This window comes from Oryzomicrobium sp., assembly GCF_021287045.1.
GTDB lineage: Bacteria > Pseudomonadota > Gammaproteobacteria > Burkholderiales > Rhodocyclaceae > Oryzomicrobium.
The window spans coordinates 88172-111410 of sequence record NZ_JAJTBG010000011.1; the positions used below are offsets into that span (position 1 = coordinate 88172).

Sequence of the window (23239 nt, forward strand, 5' to 3'; positions counted from 1 at the left end):
CATGGCATGGGGATGACCATCCGCGACGGAACCAGCCAGCAGGACCGGGGACTACCGGCCCTGCAGCCGGGCTATTTCCGTCCCGACGAGATGGGCTTGCCCGAGCTTCTGTTCCTGGGGCAGCGCATCGCCCAGCAACTGCGCTACGTCGGGCCGGCCGGTGCGGAGGGTGACTGGCAACCCCTGTTCCTGGGTGACGAAAGCGCCCTGCTGGGCGGCATCCTGGTCGAGGCCCGGAAGCTGGCGGCCCTGCGCGGTTCTCTCCACGGGTTCGTCGATCGCATCCAGGCTCTGCTGCTGGGGGTGGCGCCTTGCCCCCTGCCCCAGGACGTGCCGGCCTACCGGATCGCGGTCCGCATCCGGGACTGGTGGCTCTGGTGCGGCCAGAACGGCGGCGCCGAGGCCGGACGGCTGCACCAGTTGCTCGACGGATTGCGCAAGACGGCCCTGGCCCCCGCGCTGGATGGCTTGACCACGTTCATGGCGCGTCACGACCGGGACCGAACCGTCTTGCTGCGGCAGCGCCTTGGCGCCGATTGGTGCCACGGCGGGGGCACGGTGCCTGCCCGCGACGCCCGGCCGGATGAGGTCGCCCACTTTCTCCGCGAAAATTTCCTGACCTTCGCCAGTGCTCTGGCGGTGGTCCGCAAGGCGGTGGAGACGGCCTTTCCCGAGTCCCTGCGCAGCGGTGCCCATGATCCTGCGGCGGGCCTCTACCTGGCCTTCGCCAATCTTTTCCTCAAGGCCAAGGGCGGCATCGACGATTTCAGCCAGCGCTACCAGGATTTCTACTATGAACGGGTGCTGGGGTTCGCCCCCCGGCCCATGGTCTCGGACCGGGCGGATCTGGTGCTGGCGCCGGACGGGGTGGCCCAGGATGTGGTGGTGGCCAAGGGGGCCATGTTCGTGGCTCGTGCCGGGGATGGCAGCGAGACTCTGTATGCCGCCGAGGACGAGTTGCGCGTGTGCAACGTCCGGGTCGCCGCCCTGCATACCCTGTTCTTCGACCGGGATCCCAACCGCTCGCCGGAGCGGGACCTGGGGTTCGCCACGGCCGCGACCACCAGCACCATCCCGGTAACGCCCGGCAAACGCTACTTCTCCCTCTTCGGCGCCGCCCGGCGCCTGGGCGGCGGGACGGCCGGGCAGCCCGCCCGCCTCGGCTTTGCCGTGTCGAGCCCGGTGCTGCGCCTGGAGGACGGCAGCCGGGACGTGCGTATCGCGCTGTATTTCCAGGCGGGCCGCTACAACCTGGATGCCCTGGTAAAGAAAATCTGCGAGCTGGCGCCGGGGATGTCGCCGGAAGGGGCGTTCTTCCGGGCCTTCGCCAAGATGTTCCGGGTACGCGTGACCGTGCCGGAGGGCTGGGCGGAAGTCCCCGAATTCATCCCGAGCAGCAGCATCGTCTCGGGCGAAATTCCGCCCGACTGCCTGGAGATTGCCTTCAAGCTGCCGGAAACCTTTCCCCCGGTCGTGGATTACCGGCAGGAGGTGCATGGAGAGAACTTCGCCGCCGATTGCCCGGTGCTGAGCTTCACCATCGAGCCGGATGCCTACCTGTTCCCCTACGAGTTCCTGGCCGGCCTGACGGTTTTCGAGGCGCTGATCACCGTGGACGTCTCCGGCAGCCGCAAGCTCACCCTGTACAACAATCACGGGGCTCTCAACGCCACCAGCCCGTTCGTCCCCTTCGGCCCCCTGCCCAAGGTTGGTTCCCACCTGATCGTCGGTAGCCGGGAAGCCTTCGCCAAGAACCTGACCCGCCTGGGCCTGCGCATCAAATGGGACGACCTGCCTCCCGAGGGGCTGGCCCGCCACTACCGGGGATATGGCGCGGGGATCGAAGCCGCGTCGTTCCGGGCCACCCTCTCGTCCCTGGACGAGCACGGCTGGCAACCGGTCAAGCCCGGGGAGCGCATCGAAATCCCGCTATGGGGCCAGGTCGATGCGCACGGCGCAGCCCGGTACGACTGCGCCCGGGTCCTGCCCTACCTCCATCCCAGCGAGGAGGGCGGGGAATACGGCCCCCACGCCCGGGGCGGCTTCCTCAAGCTGACGCTGGCGGCGCCGGCCCAGGCCTTCGGCCACGCCAGCTATCCCTTGCTGCTGGCCCAGGCGTTCACCCGCAATGCCCAGCGCGAGGCCCTGGGGCCCTTGCGCCGGCTGCTGGGGCGCTGGGCGGCGGCCGAGATACCCGAGCCGCCGTACACCCCGCTCGTCAGCGCCATTTCCCTGGATTACACCGCCCAGGCCAGCATTTCGCTCCGCCAGGGCGGTGTCGCGGCGTCCCGGGACCTGCTTCACCACCTCCATCCGTTCGGCGTCGACACCCTGAAGCTCGACGCCCGGGGCGAGACGCGGCTGCTCCCCGTGGCGCCCCACGATGCCTCCTTGTTCATCGGCCTGGCCGCCGCCGAACTGGGCGGCCCGTTGAGCCTGCACTTCCACCTGCGGCCCGATTCGGACATGAACATCGACGCGCCGCGTCCCAGCTTCCGTTGGTACCACCTGCAACGTAACCGCTGGATTCCCCTGGAAGGCTTCCGCGTCCTGTCCGACTCGACCCGGGGGTTCCTGACCTCCGGCACCGTCAAGCTCGACCTTCCCCGGGACATGGACAAGGGCAACACCGTCATGGATGACGGCCTGTTCTGGCTACGCCTGGGGGCCGACGGCCCGGTGGCCAGCCTGTGCAGCCTGCACGCTGTTCATGTCAATGGCGTCCGGGTGGCGCGGGTGCAGGGTTCCGGGGCCGCTGCGCCGGGCCCCTTGCCCGCTGGCAGCATCCAGGCGGCCAAGGTCACCATTCCCGGCGTGGCCGCCATCCTCCAGCCCGAAGCCTCGTTCGGCGGCCTGCCGCAGGAGGAGCGCGCCGCCATGGCGATCCGCGCCGGCGAGCGGCTCAAGCACCGGCAGCGCGCCGTCACTGCGTGGGACTACGAGCGCTTGGTGTTGCAGCAGTTTCCCCACCTGCACAAGGTCAAGTGCTTCATCAACACGTGTTTTTCGGTGGACCCGGCCCAGTGGCACCGGCCGGGGCACGTGCTGGTGGCGGTCATTCCCCGTTGTCCCGAAGGCAGCGACAGCAGCGACCACCTCAAGGAAAACGTGCTGGTGCTCCAGGACATCAAGGACTACCTGGCGCCGCTGGCATCCCCCTTCGTGCAGATCGACGTGCGCAACCCGGTGATCGAGCGGGTGCAGGTCCGCTGCGCGGTGCGCTTCCGCAACGGCGGGGCGCAGGGCCTGCTGATCAAGCAGTTCAACCGGGACATCGGCGAGTTCATCGCCCCCGGCGGTGTGGCGGGCAACAGCGCCAGTTTCGGCTGGTCGCTGCGCTGCCAGGAGCTACAGGGCTACCTTCAGGGTTTGCCCTACGTGGATTCCGTCTGGGGGCTGTCGCTGCTCCGGGTGGTCGAGGACGGCCAGGAGCGCTTTTCCTTGCACGACACCGCCCGGGAGGCCAAACACGGGCCGATGAACACCGGCCCCCTGTACCCCTGGAGCATCGTCCTGCCCTTCCGCCACCACCTGGTGGACGTGGAGCGGGATGCGGCCGACGGGCCCGGGCCGTGGAAATCGGGAATCTCGCAGTTGCAGGTCGGCGCGACCTTCATCGTATCCAGGAAGCATCATGGCGAAAAAGAATAGAACGTCCCTCAAGCACGCCTTCAGCGAAGGTGCTCAGCCTTCCGCCGAGTCGTTCGCCGATCTGATCGATTCGGCGCTGAACGTGGTGGACGACGGTTTCGACCGCAGCGACGAGGACGGCTTCCGGGTCGCCCAGCTGGGCAAGACCGGCAAGCTGATCAGCTTCTTCGAGAACATCGCGGTACGGCGGCCGTCCTGGTTCATGCGCCTGAGCCAGGGAAGCCGGCGCCTCTTCTTCGGCAGCGAGAGCGAAAAGCCCGTGCTGACCCTGTCCTCCGAGACGGTGGGGGACCAGGAGGCGACCCGGGTCGGGATCAACAAGGCCGACCCGGCCCACGAACTCGACGTGGACGGAGTGGTGGCGGCCAAGGGGCGGATCGGCAGCCGGGGGGCATCGGTCAAGGCCGATGGGCAGTGGCACGACATCGCCGGTCCCCTGGACGGTTGCCGGGCCTTCGAAGTCATGGCCGGCGTGGGCGACAAGGACGCCGGGCGCTACGCCCTGCTCCATGCCTTTGCCCTGAACACCTTCAACCGCAAGGGCCATGTCACGCCCCACCAGTCCTACTACGGCTCCCGGTGCGACCAGCTGGACCTGCGCTGGGTCGGCGACACCCATGCCTACACCTTGCAGCTGCGTACCCGCTGCGCCTACGGGGAGCACGTCGCCATCCAGTTCTACCTGACCGACCTCTGGTTCGATCCCTTCATGCGGGGCAGCGACATCCGGGCTGCCGGGGCGGCCCCCGGTGCCGCTCCTGCCGGTGCCAACGGGGGGTGACGGGGTGGCCATGACTCCGGCGGACCTGCCCTCCATCGCCCGGCGCCGGCCCGATCCGGCGGGGCTCGACTTCGACGGCCTGCGCCAGGCCGGCATCGATCAGTTGCAGGCCCTGTGCGGCGAGGTGTGGACCGACTACAACCTCCACGACCCCGGCGTCACCATGCTGGAGCAGCTGTGCTACGGCCTCACCGACGTGGTGTACCGCACGGGGTTCGCCACGGAGGACTACTTGTTCGGCGCCGACGGGCGCATCGACGGTCCGCGCCATGCCCTGTTGCCGCCGGAGGAGGCGTTGCCCTGCCGCCCCATGACCCCCGGGGATTACCGGCGACTGTTCGCCGACCAATTGCCCGAAATCCGCAACGTCTGGGTGGCGCCGTCGACCCAGCCTGGGCCGCCGGGGCGCCTGGATATCCACTTCCTGCTGGCGGACGACGTCGAGGCCGGCGCCGACGAGGCCGCCGAACTGATGCAGAAGGCCGCGGCGCTGTACCTGGAACACCGCAACCTGGGAGAAGACCTGGGCACGATCGGCTTGGTCGAGCAGGTGGACTACCGCCTGGTGGGCGAGATCGAGATTGACGGCGGACGGCCGGTGGCCGAAACCCTGGCCGATGTGTTTCTCGCCGCCCTGGCGATCATTTCGCCCCCCCTGGCGACGCGCCCCTACCACGAGGCGGCGGGTGAAGCGCCGGAATTGGTGTTCGAGGGCCCCTTGACCCGCCACGGCCGTATCGACGTGCCGGATTTCCGGCCCTGGAGCGCCTCGATCGTTTCCGAGCTGGTGCGGGCCGTGGCCGGCGTTGCCGGCGTCGGGCGGGTGGTGGCCCTCGACCTGGTGGACGACCAGGGGCAGGCCTACCGCCCGGTAGATGGCGATGCCGCCCTGCGCCGGATGCCCCGCCTGCGGCTGCCGGCCGGGGACGACGATCAGCGCCTGGTCCTGCGCTTGGCCGGCAAGATGCGCAACGTTCCGGTGGCCGAGTTCCGCGATCGCCTGGCCCGGCTGGCCTTCGCCCTGGATACCCGCCGCCACGGCTGCCCCCCCTACGAGCCCGAATCGCCCCTGCCGACCGGTGTGCCGGCGGAGGCCAACGCCTATACCTCGGTCCAGCACCACTTCCCGCCGGTATACGGCCTGGGCGATTACGGCGTGCCGGCTTCGGCCTCCCCCGAACGCAAGGCCCAGGCGCGGCAGTTGCAGGCCTACCTGGCGATCTTCGACCAGGTCATGGCCAATTTCATGCAGGGACTGGCCGGGTTGCCGGACCTCTATTCCCTGGACGAGGGGCTCGGCCGCACCTACTTCCAGCAGGTCCTGGGCAACCGGGACCTGCCGGGGATCGAACCCCTGTACAAGGGCGGGCGCCAGGGGGTCGACGCCGCCCTGGCGGCCACCCTGGCCGAGCTGGACGATTTCGGCGGGCGCCGTTCCCGCAGCCTGGACGTCCTGCTGGCCTTGCACGGCGAAAAATTCACCCAGGAATCCCTGCGCAACTTCGCCGCGCTGGCCGGCGATGCGCTGGAGGCGGCGTTGCTCCGCGACAAGATCGCCTTCGCCCGGCAGGCGCCGGAACTGAACGCCCGGCGCATGGGGGCATTCAACTACCGCCGTCCGGCAGGCCCCGACAACGTGCCGGCCCTGGCCGAGAAGGTCGGCCTGTTGCTGGGGCTCGATTCCCACGGCGGCACCCGGGTCTCGGGCCTGCTGAAGGAGCAGGGCTGGCGCTACGTCGCCGACCGGGACTTTTGCCGCGAGGCCGGCCTGGAGGCCATTCCGGCCAGCGCACTCGGCGGCGGCGACGCCGTGCCCCACCTGCCGGAGTTGGCCGAGCTGCCGGGCGGCTCCGGGGATGAGGCCCCAGTGCCGCCCGTGCTATGCCGTTCCTTGTTGAACGGTGGAGGCGATCTGGGCAATTACCGCATCGTCGGCGACGATGGCGACGTGCAACTGTGCTTCGCCCTGGAAGGGGCGGAAGGGGGCTGCCTGCTTTCCCGCCATGACAGCCGGGCGGATGCGGCGCGAGTCGCCAACCGCTTTGCCCAACGGATGGCGGCGCTGGTGCATGGCAGCATCGGCTTCCATCTCGTCGAGCACCTGCTGCTGTATCCCGGGCATCCTGGAAATGGGCAGGCGGTTGCCGCGGATCGGCAGGAGTTCTACGCCTTCCGCATCAGCGCCGTGTTTCCCGCCTGGTCGCCCCGGCTGGACAACCCGGAGTTCCGCAAGCTGGTCGAGGAAAGCTTCGCCCTGTGCTGCCCGGCCCACCTTCAGGTCGACGTGTTGTGGCTCGATTTCGACCAGATGGCGATCTTCGAGGGCCTGCATGGCGATTGGCTGGCCCAGAAGCGCGAAGGCGACGCCGACAAGGCGGCCCGGGTGCTGGCCCTGTTTCTGCAACGCTGCGCCCGCAAGTCGGGCGAGCGGGGCCGGTGGATCTAGGGGGCAGGATGGGGCGCCGGCATTTCATCGACGAACTGCGCTTCGAAACCGGCATGGGGCCAGGCGTGGACGCGGACCAACCGCCCTGGAGCGACTGGCCCGGGCTGTGCCGCGACCGCCTGGCGGCCGTGATCGACAGCGTGTTCGACGGGCTGGATGTTCCCGCCGGCGCGATATGCGCGATCGACCGCCTGGAGGTCGATCTCGGCGAAGTGTCCGACCGGCTCACCCCCGATGAGCTGTGCACCCGCCTGGGGGATGCCCTGCGCCGCAGCCTGCGGGACAGGATCGCGGCCCTCCTGGAAGGGAGCGAAGACGGGGCCAGGATCATTCCCGGCCATGCCGCCGAGTTCGAACTGCTGGCCAGCTACCTGCAAAACGGCGTGCTGCCCTGGAATGTCCCCGGCGACGAGCCGTTCGCGCTGGCGGCCACACTCCTGCGCCAGGCCGGACCGAACCGGCGGCGCCTGCTGGAGTTGCTGCGGCAGGACGCTGCGGTGCAGGAGCGGATGATCCGCCAGCTACAGGACCCGGAACTGGCGCAATGCCTGGCCCTGCTGTACCCCGGAAGCCGGGCCGAAGGCTCGGCCCGCCATTGGGACCGGGTCGCCCAGCGAGCGGCCTCGGCGCGGCGCGGTGATACCCGCTTCCGCATCTGGCGCGAGGCGATGCGCCTGGTGATCGATGATGCGTCCGCCGTGGATGCCGCCGTGCCGGTGGCGTCCGGCGGTGTGGACGGCGTGGGAAGGTCGGAAGGGCCGAGCGGCGGCTCCACAGGCGGTGGCGCGCGGCGGGCGGGCGCAGGTCCAGGGGCCGGAAAAGCATCGATGGCGCAACCGCCCGTGCTGTCCGGGGACGGGCGTGAGGACGCCGCTTCTCGGGCCTTGGCCTTACCGTTCCGCGAGGTGGGGGCATCGTCTCCGGATGGCACCATGCCTCAGGGAGAGCCGCCATCGCCGCAGCGGGCCGCTACGAGCGGCTCCAGCCGGGAGCCAGTGGTGAAGCTGGGGACGGTGGTGGGTAGTGCGGTCCATGCCCAGGAAATGAGCAAGCTGCACAGTGGCGGCAACACGGTGCCTGGCGTCGTGAATGTCACTGCGGGCGAGGGCGCGGTTTCCCCGCCGGCGATGGCCGCCCTGTCTACGTCCAGTGCTGCGGAGGTCGTGGCACGGGAACAGGCGGATGCTTCACCGCCGCAGGGGTCAGGGGATGTCGCACCGAGCCTTGCGGACCGTGCCGCAGATCTTCCCGTGGCCACCGGAACGGCGTGGGAGGACGATAGCCGGCATGGTGCGCCGCTGGCACGGCCGGATGGTTCTCAAGTGGGGGCCTCCTTCATTGCCGCTGGAGAGCATGGCCAGGGCGAGGCACTGGAGCGCCCGGCCTCCAGGGCCGTTGCTGCGCGGGAGAAAACACTGGAGCCTGGGGCGGCTCAACTCGCCACTGCCGCCGCCCCGGCCGCCAGCCGTCGAAACGATCAAGCTGATCCAGCCGGGCAGCCTGGCGACCAGGGCCCGGTAGTCGAGAGCGCCGATGTACGAGAGGAGCAGCGCACTCCTGTGGCAGAAGTGGTAGAGGCGCAGGGCGCGGAGGCATCGCCGTTTTCCGCCCCGGCAGCCTTGGGAGGGGGCCAGGGGCGGCTGGATGCGAAAGCGCTGGGGGCGCCGCTCGCGCCATCGAATCGGGGCGGAACCGATGTCCCGCAAGTGGTCGTAGGCACGACGGTAGCTGTCCCCGTAGTTCCAGGACCAGAAACGGCGGCGGAGCAAGAAGCGGGGCAACCCGAAGGTCAGGAGCCTGGGCGCCCCCTCGGCATGGGCCGTGACGAGGATGGGGGCGGCGTCGCTGGCGTATCGAAGGCAGCCATTTCCGGTGGAGCGGCCCCCCTCGCCTCTGGGCAAGCCATGCCTCCGGCTGTCGCGGCGATTCTGCCCCTGACCGGATCGTCCGCCGTTTCCCGAGACGTGGCGTCCGGGGAGTCCGCCGCTTCCGCATCGATGCGGCCTCTGCCAATCCACGACGTGGGCAATGAGGGGAAACTCCACCTCTCGGATGCAGGGCGCATGGCTTCGTCGGCGGAACGGGGCGCGGTGGGGAGTGGGCCTCGACAGGATTCCGCGCTGCCGATCGAGGCAGGAGCTGGGCTTGCTGCCACGCCTCAGCTTTCACCCCAATCCCAGTCTCGATCCCGGCCGGCTGCATCCCAGGCGGACGTAGGCGGAGCCGGGGAGGGCGGTGCTCCGTGGGCCGCTGATTCACGGGTACAGACTCCTGGCGGCACGGGCTCCGCGTCAGCACACGACCTCGGCTCTCCGTCCGGTCATGCCTTGCCAGCTTCCTGCGTGGACGCGGCGCAGCGCCAGCGGCTTCTGGCGGCAGGAGGTGCCGCTACAGCATCCGGCCACGGGGCTACCATGGCAAGCGCCCCGGTTCGGGCGGTGGAAGCGGGGGAGCGCGGGATGAACGCCGTTGGCGCCCGCGATGGTCAAGGATCGGTGCTGCCCGGCGAAATCGGGCGGCCCCCTGTTACCGTCCCTTCGCCTGGCGTTGAGTCGTTACCGGCGTTCAACCAAGGGGCGACGAGTACTACGCGTGGAACGCCGTTACCGGCCAGGCCGGGCGATGGCGTCATCCCCGCAAGCCCGGCGCCGCGCGTTGCTTCCGGCGACATGGCGCTAGAAGAAGCGCCACGATCGGTCGGCGCAACCGCCAACCCGCCAGGAGCGGCAACGGATGGCCTGGGGGGCGATCAAGCGCGACTTCCCGGCGGCGCTACGATTCCCTCCGATTCTCCGCCCGGTCTTGGCCAAGGGCGCGATGGTGTGCTGCCCACGACTGGAGCTGGGTACCTGCCGGTAGACGCCGCTGCGGCACATGGTGAGCCTGCGGTGGCGGGGGGGCAGCGCCCCGACCTTTCCCCGGGCGAAGGCGCTTTGCCGTCTGTGATGGGGCGCCCGGATGCGCCTGACCTCCCGATGCTCGGTGGCGCGCGCGCCATGCTAGGCGCCCCCCGAGCATGGGACGCTCCTTCTTCCGAGGGGCTGGTGAGGAAAGGGGGAGGCCAGGAGACGCGGCGGGGTGGCATGGCTGCCATGCCGGGCGATGTTGAGGGGGGCCAGGCCGCTCAGCAGCCCACGGCAAAGGTGCCCGGGAGGGCAGGCGCCGGTCCAAGGGAAGCAACCGCCGGCAACGCCGCTCTGGTGACTGCGGCCGGGCGGGGGATGCCGGAATCCGGGAGGGCGGACCGAGCGTCCGGCGGCCCTTCGTCTGGAGCCGCCGACCGCGCTGCTGCCGGTGCCGCTTTTCAAGCGCCAGCGGATGAGTCCATGCCCTTTGCACAAGGGGGCGGCGGAAAGCAGGGTGAGTCCACCGCCGGGAATGGGCGGGCGACGCCCCATGGCGATGCGCCGAGGAGTGCTCCGGCGGGAACTGGTGCGCCATCGTTTGCGCAACACGCGTTGCCCAGGACTGATGAGCACGCCACCCGACCACGGGATGTGAAGCCGCCGTCGGCAGACGTGGCATTGCCGGGAGGGGCAGGGCGGCAACGGACCGCCCCTCTGGGCGCCGTGGAAGGGGAGGACACCCTTCCGCAGCAAGATCGGAGCACTGCTTCTGGAGCCGGGCGACCCGACGCGGCGGCTGCCGTGCCGGGTAGGGAAGTCCGTGCGCCGGAGGGGGCGGCACCTGCTGCTTCAGCGTCGATGCCGATGACGGCTCATGGTGATGTGATGCCCACGCTACCGGAAATCTCGCTACCGGGAACCTCGCGGCCGCCTCCAGTGGAAAATCTCGGGGGTCCGAGGGAGGTTCCGGCACCTTGGCCGCCCGTGGCTGAGTCGCCGCCGGAGGACGTTGCCGCGACCGATGCGCCCGGGGCGCGACGAGACGATTCTCTCGGTGCAGCCGAGGAGCGCCTGCCCGTATTGCACGGGGAGGTGAAAGCATCGCTGGGCAGGGGAGCGAAGGAAGCGGAAGCGCGTACGGTCCCCACTCCCACGCAGGCGGGCGCGATGACGCATGGGCCAGGAAGGACGGAATCCGCGCTACCGGCCGCTACGGGCAGCTCAGAGGTTGGCTCAGAGGTTGGCGGCCATGAGCCGCCAGGGACGGTAATGCTGCTGCCGGAAGGCGGAGCGACGATCGGTTCGCCGGGGCAGCAACGCATCCCCCCTCCTGGTCCTCAGAAGGGGGATGCCGCCCTTCGACGGAACGGCGTTGAAGAACCGAATCCGAACCCTGCTTTCGGGCCGGGGCGGTCCGAAGCCGCGCCCGTATTGCCGGGCGGAACTGTGCGGGAGGTGGAAGGCTCGGCGCCTTCCGCCTCCGTGCAGGGTGCGGCGGCACGGACTGGTGCTGTGTCCGTACCCCCGGCCGGCCTGTTCCCGCCGTCGGCGGCAACGGGTGGGCCGGAGGAACCACGTCATGGGTCTCCGCCGCAGGAGCGCGCATCGCAGCCAGAGGGCGAGGCGGCGCCTGGGAAATTGGGGAGTGCCCCGCTGACGCATCGCACTGGCGGCGGGTTACGCCAGGAGGCTCCGGCCCCCGTTGCCCTGTCCCCGCTGACTTCGGCATCGGCATCAATGTCCGGCCGCGGCAGCGACAGTAAGGCGAGGCCAGGAGCGGCGTTATCGGATGTCGCGGAGCAAACCTCGCCGCATCCCGCGGCCGACGGCAAAACCGCGATGCCCTCGGGCACGCTTGCCGCCGAGGGGGACGCCTTAACGTTGCGGCCCCCATCGGACGGGACCACGGAAAGGTCCGCCGTAGCGCCGGGTGAGGAGCGGGATGAAAGCTCGTCTGTGGCGGCGGGACCACGGGTCGGCCCGGCGGCGCTCATCCCCAGCGTGGGCGCCGTTGCCGCCATGGCGGGCGCTGTCGATCGACGCGGAGTGGAAGAGAAAGTGAGCCCGGCGGGTGGCGACGAAGCGGTGGAGCCGACAGCCCCGCTGTCCGTATCCGCCATGCCAGGCGATGCCGCATCGGGTACTGCGCCTGTGGAGCGCTCCATAGCGCGGCCCATGCGCAACCCCATCGGGGGGAGCGAGCGGCCTGCCGCCGTTTCTGCCGCGGATAGGGCATCCCCGGCTGGGGGAGCGGCAGAGGGGCATGGCGCCATTCCTCCTGATCCGGTTGGCAAAGGACTGTCTGCCGGGCCCGGAGTGGAAGAGAGAGTGAGCCCGGCTGACGGCGGCGGGGTGGCGGAGCCGACGGCCCCGCCGTCCGCATCCGCCATGCCAGGCGATGCCGCATCGGGTACTGCGCCTGTGGAGCGCTCCATGGCGCGGCCCATGCGCAACCCCATCGGGGGGAGCGAGCGGCCTGCCGCCGTTTCTGCCGCGGATAGGGCATCCCCGGCTGGGGGAGCGGCAGAGGGGCATGGCGCCATTCCTCCTGATCCGGTTGGCAAAGGACTGTCTGCCGGGCCCGGAGTGGAAGAGGGCGTGAGCCCGACGGGTAGCGACGGAGCAGCGGAGCCGACAGCCTCGTCGTCCGCACCTGCCATGCCCGGGGATGATGCATCGGGTGCAGCGCCTGTGGAGCGCACCATGGCGCTGCCCACGCCTGATCTCGTCGGGGGGGGCGAGCGGGCTGCTGCCGTCTCCACTGCGGACAGGGCATCCCCGGCTGGGCTGGCGGTGGAGGGGCATGGCGCCGTTCCTCAAGGGCTATCTGCCGGGCCTGAACGCTCCAGAGGGGGGCGGCTGGATGCGGCGCTTGGCGGTGCGCCGACGGCAAAGTCCGGGGAGGGGCAGCGTTTTTCTTCGGCCAATTCAACGGCACCCTCGGGAGCCTCCGTGGTGCCCGTTGGGGAAATCGACGCACAGGTCGTTCCCCGGCAAGCAACGCCGACAAGAGGGGTGCCCGAATCGGAGGTCGGCCGGGGCGATGAACGCCATGCCGGCCTTGCCGTAACCGCGGCAACCACTGCAATTGCCGAGGGCGCTACTGCCGAGCCAAGCCGTGGGGCAATCGCGTCTGTCGCTGCCTCGCCGGCGGGAGGGGCGACCATGTCGGTCCCCGGTGCGGGGCTGGGGAGCCCGGCCACCGGAAACACCACCGGGGCGGAGTCAGGAATGGTCTCCGATTCCGCCGGCCGCCATTCCTCTCCGCCGGCCGCGTCTACCGCTGCTCAACCTGAACCGCTTCCCGATTCCGCCTGGATCGAGCACGCCCTGGAAAACGATCCGAACGGCCTCGAGGCCGTGCTCCTGCCCCTGTTGGAGAGCCGGGTTGGCGCGGCGCGATTGATTGAGGCGTGCCCGGATGCCCTGCTGTCCCGCCTGGCCCACTATTTCCGCGGGGCGGATTTTTCCCGGCTGCTGCCCTATGCCGAGGCGGTTACCGCCGCCAACCTGGGGATGGGCGAGGCCGAGCGCCGCCGCCGCCATTGGCGTTTCCTGCTGGGGACCTTGTTCCCGAAGGTGCGCTTCGCTTCCGCCGCGCCCTTCGTCAGCGCCTACATCGATTTCCTGGCGGCGGACTGGCCGGCGCCGGGCGATGCGCGCCAGGCCCTGCGTGCGTACCTGGAGTCGGCGGCGGCGCCGGGCATGGTGACGCGCCACATCCTGTTCTGGCTGGGGGGCAAGGGCGGCGCGTCGGCCCCCGGTGCGGTGCCATCGGCGCCGCCGGCTCCGCTGGCGGGGCGGGGCATCCAGGTGGCCAATGCCGGCCAGGTTTTGGCCTCCCCCTACCTGCCCCGGCTGTTCTCCATGCTGGGCTTGCTGGAACAGGGTCGCTTCATCGACGGCGAGAATGCCCGGCGGGCCTGCCATCTCCTCCAGTTCATGGTGGACGAGCGATGCGCTGCGCCCGAGCACGAGCTGGCCCTCAACAAGCTGCTGTGCGGGCTGGAGTTGCACGAGCCCCTGGATGCCGGGATCGAGATCGACGAGCGGGAACGCTCCGCCATCGACGGCATGCTCGCCAGCATGATCGCGCACTGGAAGGCCCTGGGCGGCACCTCGGTGGCCGGGCTGCGCGAAGCCTTCCTGCAGCGCGGCGGGGGATTGTCCCGCCAGGACGACGCCTGGCGGTTGAAAGTGGAGCCAAAGACCATCGACGTGCTGATGGATCGGCTGCCCTGGGGCTTTTCGGTGATCCGCCATCCGTGGATGGCGGCACCGGTAATGGTGGAGTGGCGATGACGGCCATCACGATGCAGAAACGGGAACCCCGGACCGCCTCCTGGCCCGGGGACGACAACGCGGCGATCCTGTCCGGGGAGCTGGACTGGTTCTCCAAGGTGCTCGAAACGCGCCTGACCGCCTATTTCGAGCAGCGCCCCTGGGGGCTCGACGACCTGCCCCCGCCGGACCTGACGGCGGCGCAGGGCGCCTACGCCGAACTGGTTCGGGAGCTGGACATGAGCGCCGAGGAGCGGCTGGTGCTGCTTCTGGCCCTCATCCCTCACGTTCGTCCCCAGGCGCTGGACCCGCTGTTCACCCGCAACCGGGCGCTGGAGCGGGCCTTCACCGAGTTCGGCGGCTGGCCGGGGAAGAACCACGGTGGCTTTCTGCCGACCTGCGAGACGGCGCTGTTCGTTGCGGCCGGCACCGACCTGGAGCGGCGCTTCCGCATGATCCCGCTGTTCGAGAACGATCATTTCTTCGCCCGCCGGGGCATCCTGCGCCTGGAGCACGGCGAGCGGGCCGAGACCCTGTTCAGCAGCGCCCTCACCCTGAGCGGCGAATATCTGCACCTGCTCATCGCCGGCACCCGGCACAAGCCCGATTTCAGCGCCACCTTTCCGGCCAAGCTGATCACCACGCCCCTGGGGTGGCAGGACCTGGTGCTGGGGCCCCAGGTCCTCGAAGAGGTGGGGCACCTCCAGACCTGGCTGGAGCGGGGGCCCGAGGTGATGCGCGAGTGGGGGTTGGAGCGCTCCGTCAAGCCGGGCTACCGGGCCCTGTTCTACGGGCCGCCGGGCACCGGCAAGACCCTGACGGCGACCCTGATCGGCGCCAGCGCCGGGGTGGACGTGTACCGCATCGACCTGTCCATGGTCGTTTCCAAGTACATCGGCGAGACCGAGAAGAACCTGGCCGGCGTTTTCGACCAGGCGGCGAACAAGAACTGGGTGCTGTTCTTCGACGAGGCCGACGCCCTGTTCGGGCGCCGCACCCAGACGTCGAATTCCAACGACCGCCACGCCAACCAGGAGGTGGCCTACCTCCTGCAACGCATCGAGGATTTCCCCGGCATGGTGGTCCTGGCCACCAACCTGCGCGCCAACATCGACGAGGCCTTTGCCCGGCGCTTCCAGTCCGCCATCTATTTCCCCCTGCCGGATGCCGAGCAGCGCCTGCGGCTGTGGCACGGCATGCTCGACCCTGCCACCCGCCTGGCGGACGACGTGGATCTGGCCCGGATCGCCGCCGACCATCCTCTGGCCGGCGGGGCCATCGCCAACGTGGCGCGCTACGCGGTGTTGCGCGCCTTACAGCGCAAGCGGGCCCGCGTGTGCAGCGACGACCTGCTGGCGGGCATCGCCCGGGAACGCTTCAAAGAAGGAAAGTCCATCGCATGACCACGAACCGCCTGGCCCAGGCCATCGTCCTGCCCTTGCTGGCCGCCGTGTGCTGCCTGCCGCTGCCGCTGGCCTCGGCACCCGATCCGGCTCGTCCCGCCGCCGCGCCTGCCGCCGCAAAACCCGCTCCCCCCGCAGGCCAGCCGGGATGCGAGGTGGGGCGCGACACCTTTGCCTACCTGACCCCGGACGACGCCCGCCAGGTCCAGATCGCCCTGGCCTACTTCGGCCTCTATGGCAACCGCATCGACGGCATCGTCGGCATCGACACCCGGGCAGGGCTGGCCGCCTATTGCGGCCAGCAGGACATGACCATCGGCCGGGACATGGCCTCGCGCCAGGCCCTGGTGGCCGAACTGCTGCGGGATGCGGCCATCGACCGGGTGTTCCACAAGTGGCGGGGCATCGTCGCCAGCCGGGCGTTCGCCATCTGGCAGACCGAGCAGAAGGACGCGGACCAGATCCCGCCCCAGATCAAATCGGGGTCGGCGGCCCAGGTGATCGACATCATCGACCGCTTCCTCAAGTACCAGCCCGCGCCCGGCACGGCCGGGCGCCAGCGCTGGCTCGACGATCAAGGCATCTCCTACCAGTTGCTGGCCGACGACTTCAAGGCCCTGGGGACCCGGCAGGAGGCCCTGGCCGCCCTGGCGGTCATGAAGGACGCCGGCTTCCAGGAGCAGGAGGCCTTTTCCGCCCAGGTGCGCGAACTGCTCCAGGCCCAGGCCGGGGCCTGGTCGGGCGTGGTGCAGCGCTACGCCGAGTCCATGTCGGTCTTCTCCCTCACGCCCCAGGGCATGGCCCGGCTCAAGGCGGCCCGGGTGCCGGCCTACCTGCTCGACCAGTTGGGGGAGCTGGAGGACCCGGGCTATCCAAGCCGGGCGGCCGTCGAAAAGGCCTTGCAGGAGGTCTTGGCCGGCATCGACCAGGAACTGGCGGCCTATCGGACGAAAAAGCTCGCCGTGCCGGCCGAGGCGCCGAAAACGGCTGCCGCCCCTACAGCCCCCGCCCCCGCTGCTGCTGCCGGAGATGGCGGCGCGTCCCTGCCCGGGGCCGGTGGCGGCTCGGGGCTGGCGGACGAGGTCAGCCTGCGCCTGCAAGGCAAGCCCATGGGCACGGCCAAGGAACGGGCCGATTCCCTGTCCCAGGCGTGCCAGGAGGTCATGGACGAAGCGCGGAAATGGCTTCCCCTGATCCTGGCACAGGTGGACGACAGCACCGCGTACCGGCTTTCCACCGCCTCGTGGAACCGGCTGCTGGCGGCGGCCGGCGCCGTGCCGAGCTATGCCCTGCCCATGCTCGACGGCATGGAGGGGGTGGACTATCCGCTGCGCGGCATATTCCTTTCCGCCGTCCAGGGACGCATCGGCACCGGGCTGAAGGGATACGCCAAAACGATCCAGGGCGAGGTCGCCGGCAAGCGCCTGACCCAGCTGGACGACAAATTCTTCGCCTGGCTGAAGGCCAACAAGATTCCGGAGGACCTGGCCGGGACGTTGCAACCGCTCAAGGGCCGGGATTTCGCCACCCCCCGGGATCTGCTGGCCGAGATCGACACCGTGTTCCAGGCGCAGCGCGCCAGGGTGGCGGACTATCAGGATTTCCTGGCCGACCAGGCGCGCAAGCGGCACGTGCCGGACCCGGCCAAACCGGTCGAGTGGCAGCCGGTCCCGGACTGCAAGTGCCGGCCCAAGAAGATGGAAAAGCAGGTGTACGGTTTTTATCCCTTCTGGTTGGCGGGGGAGAGCCAGTCGGTCGATTTCAGCGTGCTCAGCCGCATCGGCTATTACGCCGTGGGCTTCGACGATTCCGGCACCGTGAGCAATGCGGCCCACTGGAACGCGGCCAGCAGCCAGGTGTTCGAAACCGCGCGCAAGTACCGCACCCAGGTCGACCTGGTCGTCCGCCGCAGCGACTGGTCGTCCTGGGCGTTGCTGAACCGGGAGAAGCGGGTCGCGGCCTTCGCCGCCCTGGCAGGCGAGCTCGACCGCCTGCTATCCATCGCGCCGACGGGGGCCATGGCGGCCATCCGTCCTTACCTGAGCCTGGGCACGGACCGGCCCAGCCTGGGCAACGGCGTCACCCTGTTCTTCGAGCATTACCCGGAAGACCCGGAATTCATCGAGGACTTCAAAGGCTTCCTCGTCCAGCTCCATGGCCGGTTGGCCGGCCGAGGGCAGTTCGTGAACCTCATGCTGCCGTCGGACGCCCTGGGCCAGGGCATCTTCAACCACGCCAAACTGCTGCAATGGGCCGATCTCTACGACGCCGACGCCCGGGGCAAATATGAGGCGGACCGCATGCTGATCCTGGTGCTGCTGCGGGAGCCCACCACGGACGACAAGAAGCTTCTGCGCCGCAGCCTGGAGGAAAACCTGAAGGGCGACGACCGGCGCAACCTGCAACGCATGACGGTGCCGGTGATCGTTCCCGACGGCCGCGCGCGGATCGACGACGACGTGATCTACATGGGCGACAACTTCAACGGCATCGGCTTCTGGCGGCTGCCGACGGGGACGTCCGGGCTGCCGGCGGACGAGGTGCTGAAGAACGAGTTCTACCCGACCCAAACCAACCAGAGCTCGGCGGTGTGCGGCATCGTCTGCCCCAACCGCTGGCTGTTCCGGCTGGCCTTCGACTGCTTCCTGATGGTGTCGCTGGCCTTCCTGGTGGCCTTCGCCGGGTGCTGCGAATGCCGGGGCACCTTCCGCCGCCATTTCCTCTGGTTCCTCGGCGGCACCGTCGTGCCCCTGTTCGTCATCGGCATGGCGATGCTCTATTGCGACCCGGCCCTGGAGAGCATTGCCGAAGGCAATGGCCTGCTCTTCCTGGTGCTACTGGGCATCATCGTCTATGCCGTATGGGACTACCAGCAGAAAAAGCAGCAGATCCCCTGACCCGGCAAGCGCTTCCTTGTCCTTTTACCACCTGTGCCATCCCATTCACGCCTCGAACCCTGGAGTAACGCCATGCGGGCCTACAGCGAAAAACCGATGACATCCTCCGTTTCTACCGAGCATGAGCGCCGCCAAGGCGACAGCCACGTTTCCGCTGGCGGCGGACGGGAGGCGGGGCTCCAGGCTTTGCAGGCCAAGGCCGATGGGAGCCTGGCGGTAAGGCAGCTGGCCGCCCTCCAGCCGGATGGGGTGTCGCAGCGCCAGGCCGAAGAAGAGGACGAGGCCCCTATGCAGGCCAAGACCGCCCAGTTGCAGGCCGACGACGAGGAGCCGCTGCAGGGCCGCTTCGATCCGCTGCAACGGGTGGCGGCGGACGAGGACGAGGTCCAGCGCAAGGCGGCTACGGGCGCCAGTCAGGCCCCCGTAGCTACAGGTGCCGCCGGCAGGAATGAGACGGGGCTGCCCGATTCCCTGAAAACGGGCATCGAGGCCCTGTCCGGCATTTCCCTGGATTCGGTGCGGGTGCATTACAACTCCTCCCAGCCGGCCCAGCTCAATGCCTTGGCCTACGCGCAGGGCAGCGACATCCACGTCGCCCCGGGCCAGGAGCGCCACCTGCCCCACGAGGCTTGGCACGTGGTGCAGCAGGCCCAGGGGCGGGTGAGCCCCACCCTGCACACCGGCGGCGTACCCGTGAATGACGAGGTGGCCCTGGAACAGGAGGCCGACGCGATGGGCGGGCGGGCCAGCCAATACAAGGGGCCGGCCGTGCAAGCGAAGCGGGGCGGGCAGGACCGGTGATCCGGAAACCCACGGGCCTCGGCCGCGAATGAAAAAAGGCAGGGGATCCCCTGCCGTTTTGCTGGGCGATGACGCGTTTTCTCAGCCGTAGCGCCCGGTGATGTAATCCTCGGTTTCCTTGCGCGACGGCTTGACGAAGATTTCGTCGGTGACGCCGAACTCGATCAGCTCGCCCAGGTACATGTAGGCGGTGAAGTCGGAAATCCGCGCCGCCTGCTGCATGTTGTGGGTGACGATGACGATGGTGAAGTCGTCCTTCAGCTCGCCCACCAGTTCCTCGATCCGGGCGGTGGAGATGGGGTCGAGGGCTGAGGTCGGTTCGTCGAGCAGCAGCACCTCGGGCTTCACGGCGATGCCCCGGGCGATGCACAGGCGTTGTTGCTGGCCGCCGGACAGGCTCATGCCGCTCTGGCTCAGCTTGTCCTTCACCTCGTCCCACAGGGCGGCCTTGCGTAGTGCCCATTCCACCCGGTCCGCCAGGTCGGCCTTGCCCAGGCGCTCGTGCAGGCCGACGCCGAAGGCGATATTGTCGTAGATCGACATGGGGAAGGGGGTGGGCTTCTGGAACACCATGCCCACCTTGGCGCGCAGCGAGGCCACGTCCACCTTGGGGTCGAGCAGGTCGATGCCCTTGAACATCAGGGTGCCTTCGGCGCGCTGCTCGGGGTAGAGGTCGTACATGCGGTTGATGGTCCGCAGCAGAGTGGACTTGCCGCAGCCGGACGGGCCGATGAAGGCGGTGACCTTGTTCTTGGCGATGTCGAAGGTCACGTTCTTCAGGGCGTGGTACTTCCCGTAGTAGAAGTTGAAATCCTTGAACTGGATCTGCGGGACGTGTTTTTGCGAGTCGGTAGTGGTTTGCACGGTCTGGATTCCCAAAACGACTTAGTTAGTCTTTTCGGCGCGGAAAACCACCCGCGCGAGGATGTTCAACAGCAGGACGCCGACGGTGATGAGCAGCACGCCGGCCCAGGCCAGGCGCTGCCAGTCCTCGAAGGGACTCATGGCGAACTTGAAGATGGTCACCGGCAGGTTGGCGATGGGCGCGTTCAGGTCCAGGCTCCAGAACTGGTTGGAGAGCGAGGTGAACAGCAGCGGCGCGGTTTCGCCGGAGATGCGCGCGATCGCCAGCAGCACGCCGGTGACGATGCCGGAACGGGCCGCCCGCAGCGTGATGCGGCGGATCACCACGTTCTTCGGTGCCCCCAGGGCGAAGGCCGCCTCGCGTAGGGAGTTGGGCACCAGTTGCAGCATGTTCTCGGTGGTGCGCACCACGATGGGCAGCACCAGCAGCGCCAGGGCGACGCCGCCGGACCAGGCGGAGAACTTGCCGGTGTGGGCCACCACCAGGGCATAGACGAACAGGCCGATGACGATGGACGGCGCCGACAGCAGCAGGTCGTTGACGAAGCGGGTGACCCGGCCGAGCAGGGTGTGGCGGCCGTATTCGCACAGATAGATGCCGGCCAGGATGCCGATCGGCGTGCCGATCGCGGTGCCCAGCACGACCAGGATCAGGCTGCCGACGATGGCGTTGAGCAGGCCGCCTTCTTCCGCGCCCGGCGGGGGCGTCATCTGGGTGAACAGGTCGAGGGAGAGGGCGCTGAAGCCCAGGTCCAGCACCGTCCACAAGATCCAGGTCAGCCAGAACACGCCGAAGGCCATGGCCGACAGGGAGAGTCCGAGGGCCAGACCGTTGATGGCTTTGCGTTTGACGTAGAGATTCATGGCCGTTCCCCTCATTTCTTGCCTTCACCCACGGCCAGGCGCATCAGCAGCAGCTTGGAGAGGATGAGGACGATCAGGGTGATGACGAAGAGGATCAGGCCCAGCTCCATCAGGGACGAGGTGTGCAGGCCGGGGGAGGCCTCGGCGAACTCGTTGGCCAGGGCAGAGGTGATGCTGTTGCCCGGCATGAACAGGGACGGCGAGGTGAGGAAGTTGGTGTTGCCGATGATGAAGGTCACCGCCATGGTCTCGCCCAGGGCGCGGCCCAGGCCGAGCATGACGCCGCCGATGACGCCGGACTTGGTGTAGGGCAGGACCACGCGCCAGATCACTTCCCAGGTGGTGCAACCCAGGCCGTAGGCCGATTCCTTGAGCATGGTCGGGGTCAGCTCGAAGACGTCGCGCATCACCGAGGCGATGTAGGGAATGATCATGATCGCCAGGATGATGCCGGCGCTGAGCAGGCCGATGCCTAGGGACGGGCCGGAAAAGAGCGGGCCGATCAGGGGCAGCACCCCCAGGGTCTTGGCGATCAGGGGCTGGACGTGGGTGGCGAAGAGGGGGGCGAAGACCAGCAGGCCCCACATGCCGAAAACGATGCTGGGAATGGCGGCGAGCAGCTCGACGGCGGTGCCCAGGGGGCGGCGCAACCAGACCGGTGACAGTTCGGTGAGGAACAGGGCGATGCCGAAGCTGACGGGAACGGCGATCACCAGGGCGATCAGGGAGGTCACCAGGGTGCCGTACATGGGCACCAGGGCGCCGAAGCGCTCGGCCGGCGGGTTCCACTCGGTGCTGACCAGGAAACGGGCGCCGAAGGTTTCGATGCTGGGCCAGGAGGCCACGGCCAGGGCGATGATGATGCCGGCCAGCAAGGCCAGGGCAAGGAAAGCGAAGCCGCGGGCCATGCCGGCGAAGACCAGGTCGCCGAACTTGCTGTGCGGCTTGCGCTGCAACTCGGGTGACTCGAGGGCGGCGGTAGAGAATGCCGCGGCGGGATTGGCTGGCTGACTCATGGGAAGGGGCTCGTGTATGAACGGCGTTGGGGGCCGCAGCCCCCAACGCCGTATCGCCGATGGGGGGGCGGATTACTTCCCGGAGAACACCGGCTTGCCGGCGGTGTCACCGATGTGGTTCCACGACTGGTGGATCAGCTTGACGGTAGCGTCGGGCAGGGGCACGTACTCCATGTCCTCGGCCATCTTGTCGCCGTTCTGGTAGGACCAGGCGAAGAACTTCAGCACTTCGGCGGCCTGGGCCGGCTTGGCCTGCTGCTTGTGCATCAGGATGAAGGTGGCGCCGGTGATCGGCCAGGAGTTCTTGCCCGGCTCGTCGGTGAGGATTTCGTAGAAGGCGTTCTTGCTCCAGTCGGCGCTGGCGGCGGCGGCCTTGAAGGTGGCGTCGTCGGGGGCGACGAACACGCCGTCCTTGTTCTGCAGCTGGGCGTAGGTCAGCTTGTTCTGCTTGGCGTAGGCGTACTCGACGTAGCCCAGGGAACCCGGCAGGCGCTGCACGAAGGCGGACACGCCCTCGTTGCCCTTGCCGCCCAGGCCCAGGGGCCATTGCACGGCGGTGCCTTCACCGACCTTCTGCTTCCACTCGGTGCTCACCTTGGACAGGTAGTTGGTGAAGATGAAGGTGGTGCCGGAGCCGTCGGCGCGGCGCACTACGCCGATGTCCTGGCTGGGCAGGGCCAGGCCCGGGTTCAGGGCGGCGATGGCCTTGTCGTCCCACTTGGTGATCTTGCCCAGGTAGATGTCGGCCAGCACGGCGCCGGTCAGCTTGAGTTGGCCGGGCTTGATGCCAGGAACGTTTACCACCGGCACCACGCCGCCGATCACGGTCGGGAACTGCACCAGGCCGTCCTTATCCAGGTCGGCGGGCTTGAGGGGCATGTCGGAGGCGCCGAAGTCGACGGTCTTGGCGGTGATCTGCTTGATGCCGCCGCCGGAGCCGATGGACTGGTAGTTCACCTTGTTGCCGGTGGCTTTCTGGTAGGCATCGGCCCACTTGGCGTAGATCGGGGCGGGGAAGGAAGCGCCGGCGCCGGTGATTTCGGCGGCGAAGGCGGTCTGGGCGGCAAAGGCGATGGCCGTGATGGCAGTCGTGCGCAGGGCAGTCTTGAACATGGATGCTCCGTGTGTGGGATGACCCGTGCAAAGTAGTCTGGAATTGTTACAGCGCTATTGCAAATCCGAGACATGCCCGGGCGAAGAAACCCGTGCCGTGACGTAGTGCCGCTTTTCCACGGCGAGGTCAAACCCTTGCCGGATGGGGGTTTCCGGAGCATGGGCGGCAAAGGCGGGCGAGGCGGTGGCGCCAGTCAGTAAATTTCACTGAACCTGACGCGGGGCTGAGGTCTGGGCCGATCTGGCCCAGTGGGCAGCCAGCCGGGGGGCGTTTCC

At 68.8% G+C, this 23239-nt stretch carries 12 protein-coding genes and 1 pseudogene; 8 read left to right on the forward strand and 5 right to left on the reverse strand.

Features of this window, described 5'->3' with window-relative positions:
* Nucleotides 1-12 precede the first annotated feature (12 nt).
* The 4 genes and pseudogenes from LWW89_RS13405 to LWW89_RS17570 all read left to right on the forward strand — a co-directional run.
* Nucleotides 13-3651 carry a hypothetical protein gene (locus LWW89_RS13405; protein ID WP_293264973.1) on the forward strand — a complete coding sequence of 1213 codons (3639 nt, stop codon included), beginning with the start codon at nucleotides 13-15 and terminating at the stop codon, nucleotides 3649-3651.
* A complete protein-coding gene (locus LWW89_RS13410) occupies nucleotides 3635-4432 on the forward strand; it encodes a hypothetical protein (RefSeq protein WP_293264975.1) in 798 nt (265 codons plus the stop codon). The genes LWW89_RS13405 and LWW89_RS13410 overlap by 17 nt, the downstream gene beginning before the upstream one ends.
* A 10-nt stretch (nucleotides 4433-4442) precedes the next feature.
* On the forward strand, nucleotides 4443-6878 hold the full coding sequence (locus tag LWW89_RS13415) for a hypothetical protein (protein WP_293264977.1): 2436 nt from the start codon (nucleotides 4443-4445) through the stop codon (nucleotides 6876-6878).
* Between the two features lie 8 nt (nucleotides 6879-6886).
* A pseudogene (locus tag LWW89_RS17570) lies at nucleotides 6887-7510 on the forward strand (contractile injection system tape measure protein); the annotation flags it as partial.
* 570 nt (nucleotides 7511-8080) lie between these two features.
* Here LWW89_RS17570 and LWW89_RS13420 read toward each other — a convergent pair.
* Nucleotides 8081-8647, reverse strand: coding sequence for a hypothetical protein (locus tag LWW89_RS13420; RefSeq protein WP_293264979.1), 567 nt, complete (start codon nucleotides 8645-8647; stop codon nucleotides 8081-8083).
* A 4308-nt stretch (nucleotides 8648-12955) separates the two neighbouring features.
* Between LWW89_RS13420 and LWW89_RS13425 the strand changes: the two genes are divergently transcribed.
* The 4 genes from LWW89_RS13425 to LWW89_RS13440 all read left to right on the forward strand — a co-directional run bounded on the left by LWW89_RS13425 (nucleotide 12956) and on the right by LWW89_RS13440 (nucleotide 19106).
* A complete protein-coding gene (locus LWW89_RS13425) occupies nucleotides 12956-14026 on the forward strand; it encodes a contractile injection system tape measure protein (RefSeq protein WP_293264981.1) in 1071 nt (356 codons plus the stop codon).
* Nucleotides 14023-15408 carry an ATP-binding protein gene (locus tag LWW89_RS13430; RefSeq protein WP_293264983.1) on the forward strand — a complete coding sequence of 462 codons (1386 nt, stop codon included), beginning with the start codon at nucleotides 14023-14025 and terminating at the stop codon, nucleotides 15406-15408. The genes LWW89_RS13425 and LWW89_RS13430 overlap by 4 nt, the downstream gene beginning before the upstream one ends.
* A complete protein-coding gene (locus LWW89_RS13435) occupies nucleotides 15405-18305 on the forward strand; it encodes a hypothetical protein (RefSeq protein WP_293264985.1) in 2901 nt (966 codons plus the stop codon). The genes LWW89_RS13430 and LWW89_RS13435 overlap by 4 nt, the downstream gene beginning before the upstream one ends.
* Before the next feature lie 96 nt (nucleotides 18306-18401).
* The gene (locus LWW89_RS13440; RefSeq protein WP_293264987.1) at nucleotides 18402-19106 is read left to right on the forward strand and encodes a DUF4157 domain-containing protein; all 705 of its coding nucleotides are present in this window, start codon (nucleotides 18402-18404) and stop codon (nucleotides 19104-19106) included.
* Nucleotides 19107-19187: 81 nt separating this feature from the next.
* On the opposite strand, the gene pstB is transcribed toward LWW89_RS13440, so the two are convergent.
* The 4 genes from pstB to pstS form a co-directional block, all read right to left on the reverse strand.
* Nucleotides 19188-19970 carry a phosphate ABC transporter ATP-binding protein PstB gene (gene pstB, locus LWW89_RS13445; RefSeq protein WP_293264989.1) on the reverse strand — a complete coding sequence of 261 codons (783 nt, stop codon included), beginning with the start codon at nucleotides 19968-19970 and terminating at the stop codon, nucleotides 19188-19190.
* Between the two features lie 21 nt (nucleotides 19971-19991).
* Entirely contained in the window at nucleotides 19992-20834 is an 843-nt protein-coding gene (pstA, locus tag LWW89_RS13450) for a phosphate ABC transporter permease PstA (protein WP_293264991.1), read from the reverse strand.
* 11 nt (nucleotides 20835-20845) lie between these two features.
* Complete coding sequence (pstC, locus tag LWW89_RS13455; RefSeq protein ID WP_293264993.1) at nucleotides 20846-21850, reverse strand: phosphate ABC transporter permease PstC; 1005 nt, start codon at nucleotides 21848-21850, stop codon at nucleotides 20846-20848.
* Nucleotides 21851-21922: 72 nt separating this feature from the next.
* Nucleotides 21923-22963: a phosphate ABC transporter substrate-binding protein PstS gene (gene pstS, locus LWW89_RS13460; protein WP_293264995.1), complete on the reverse strand. Its 1041-nt coding sequence runs from the start codon at nucleotides 22961-22963 to the stop codon at nucleotides 21923-21925.
* Nucleotides 22964-23239 lie beyond the last annotated feature (276 nt).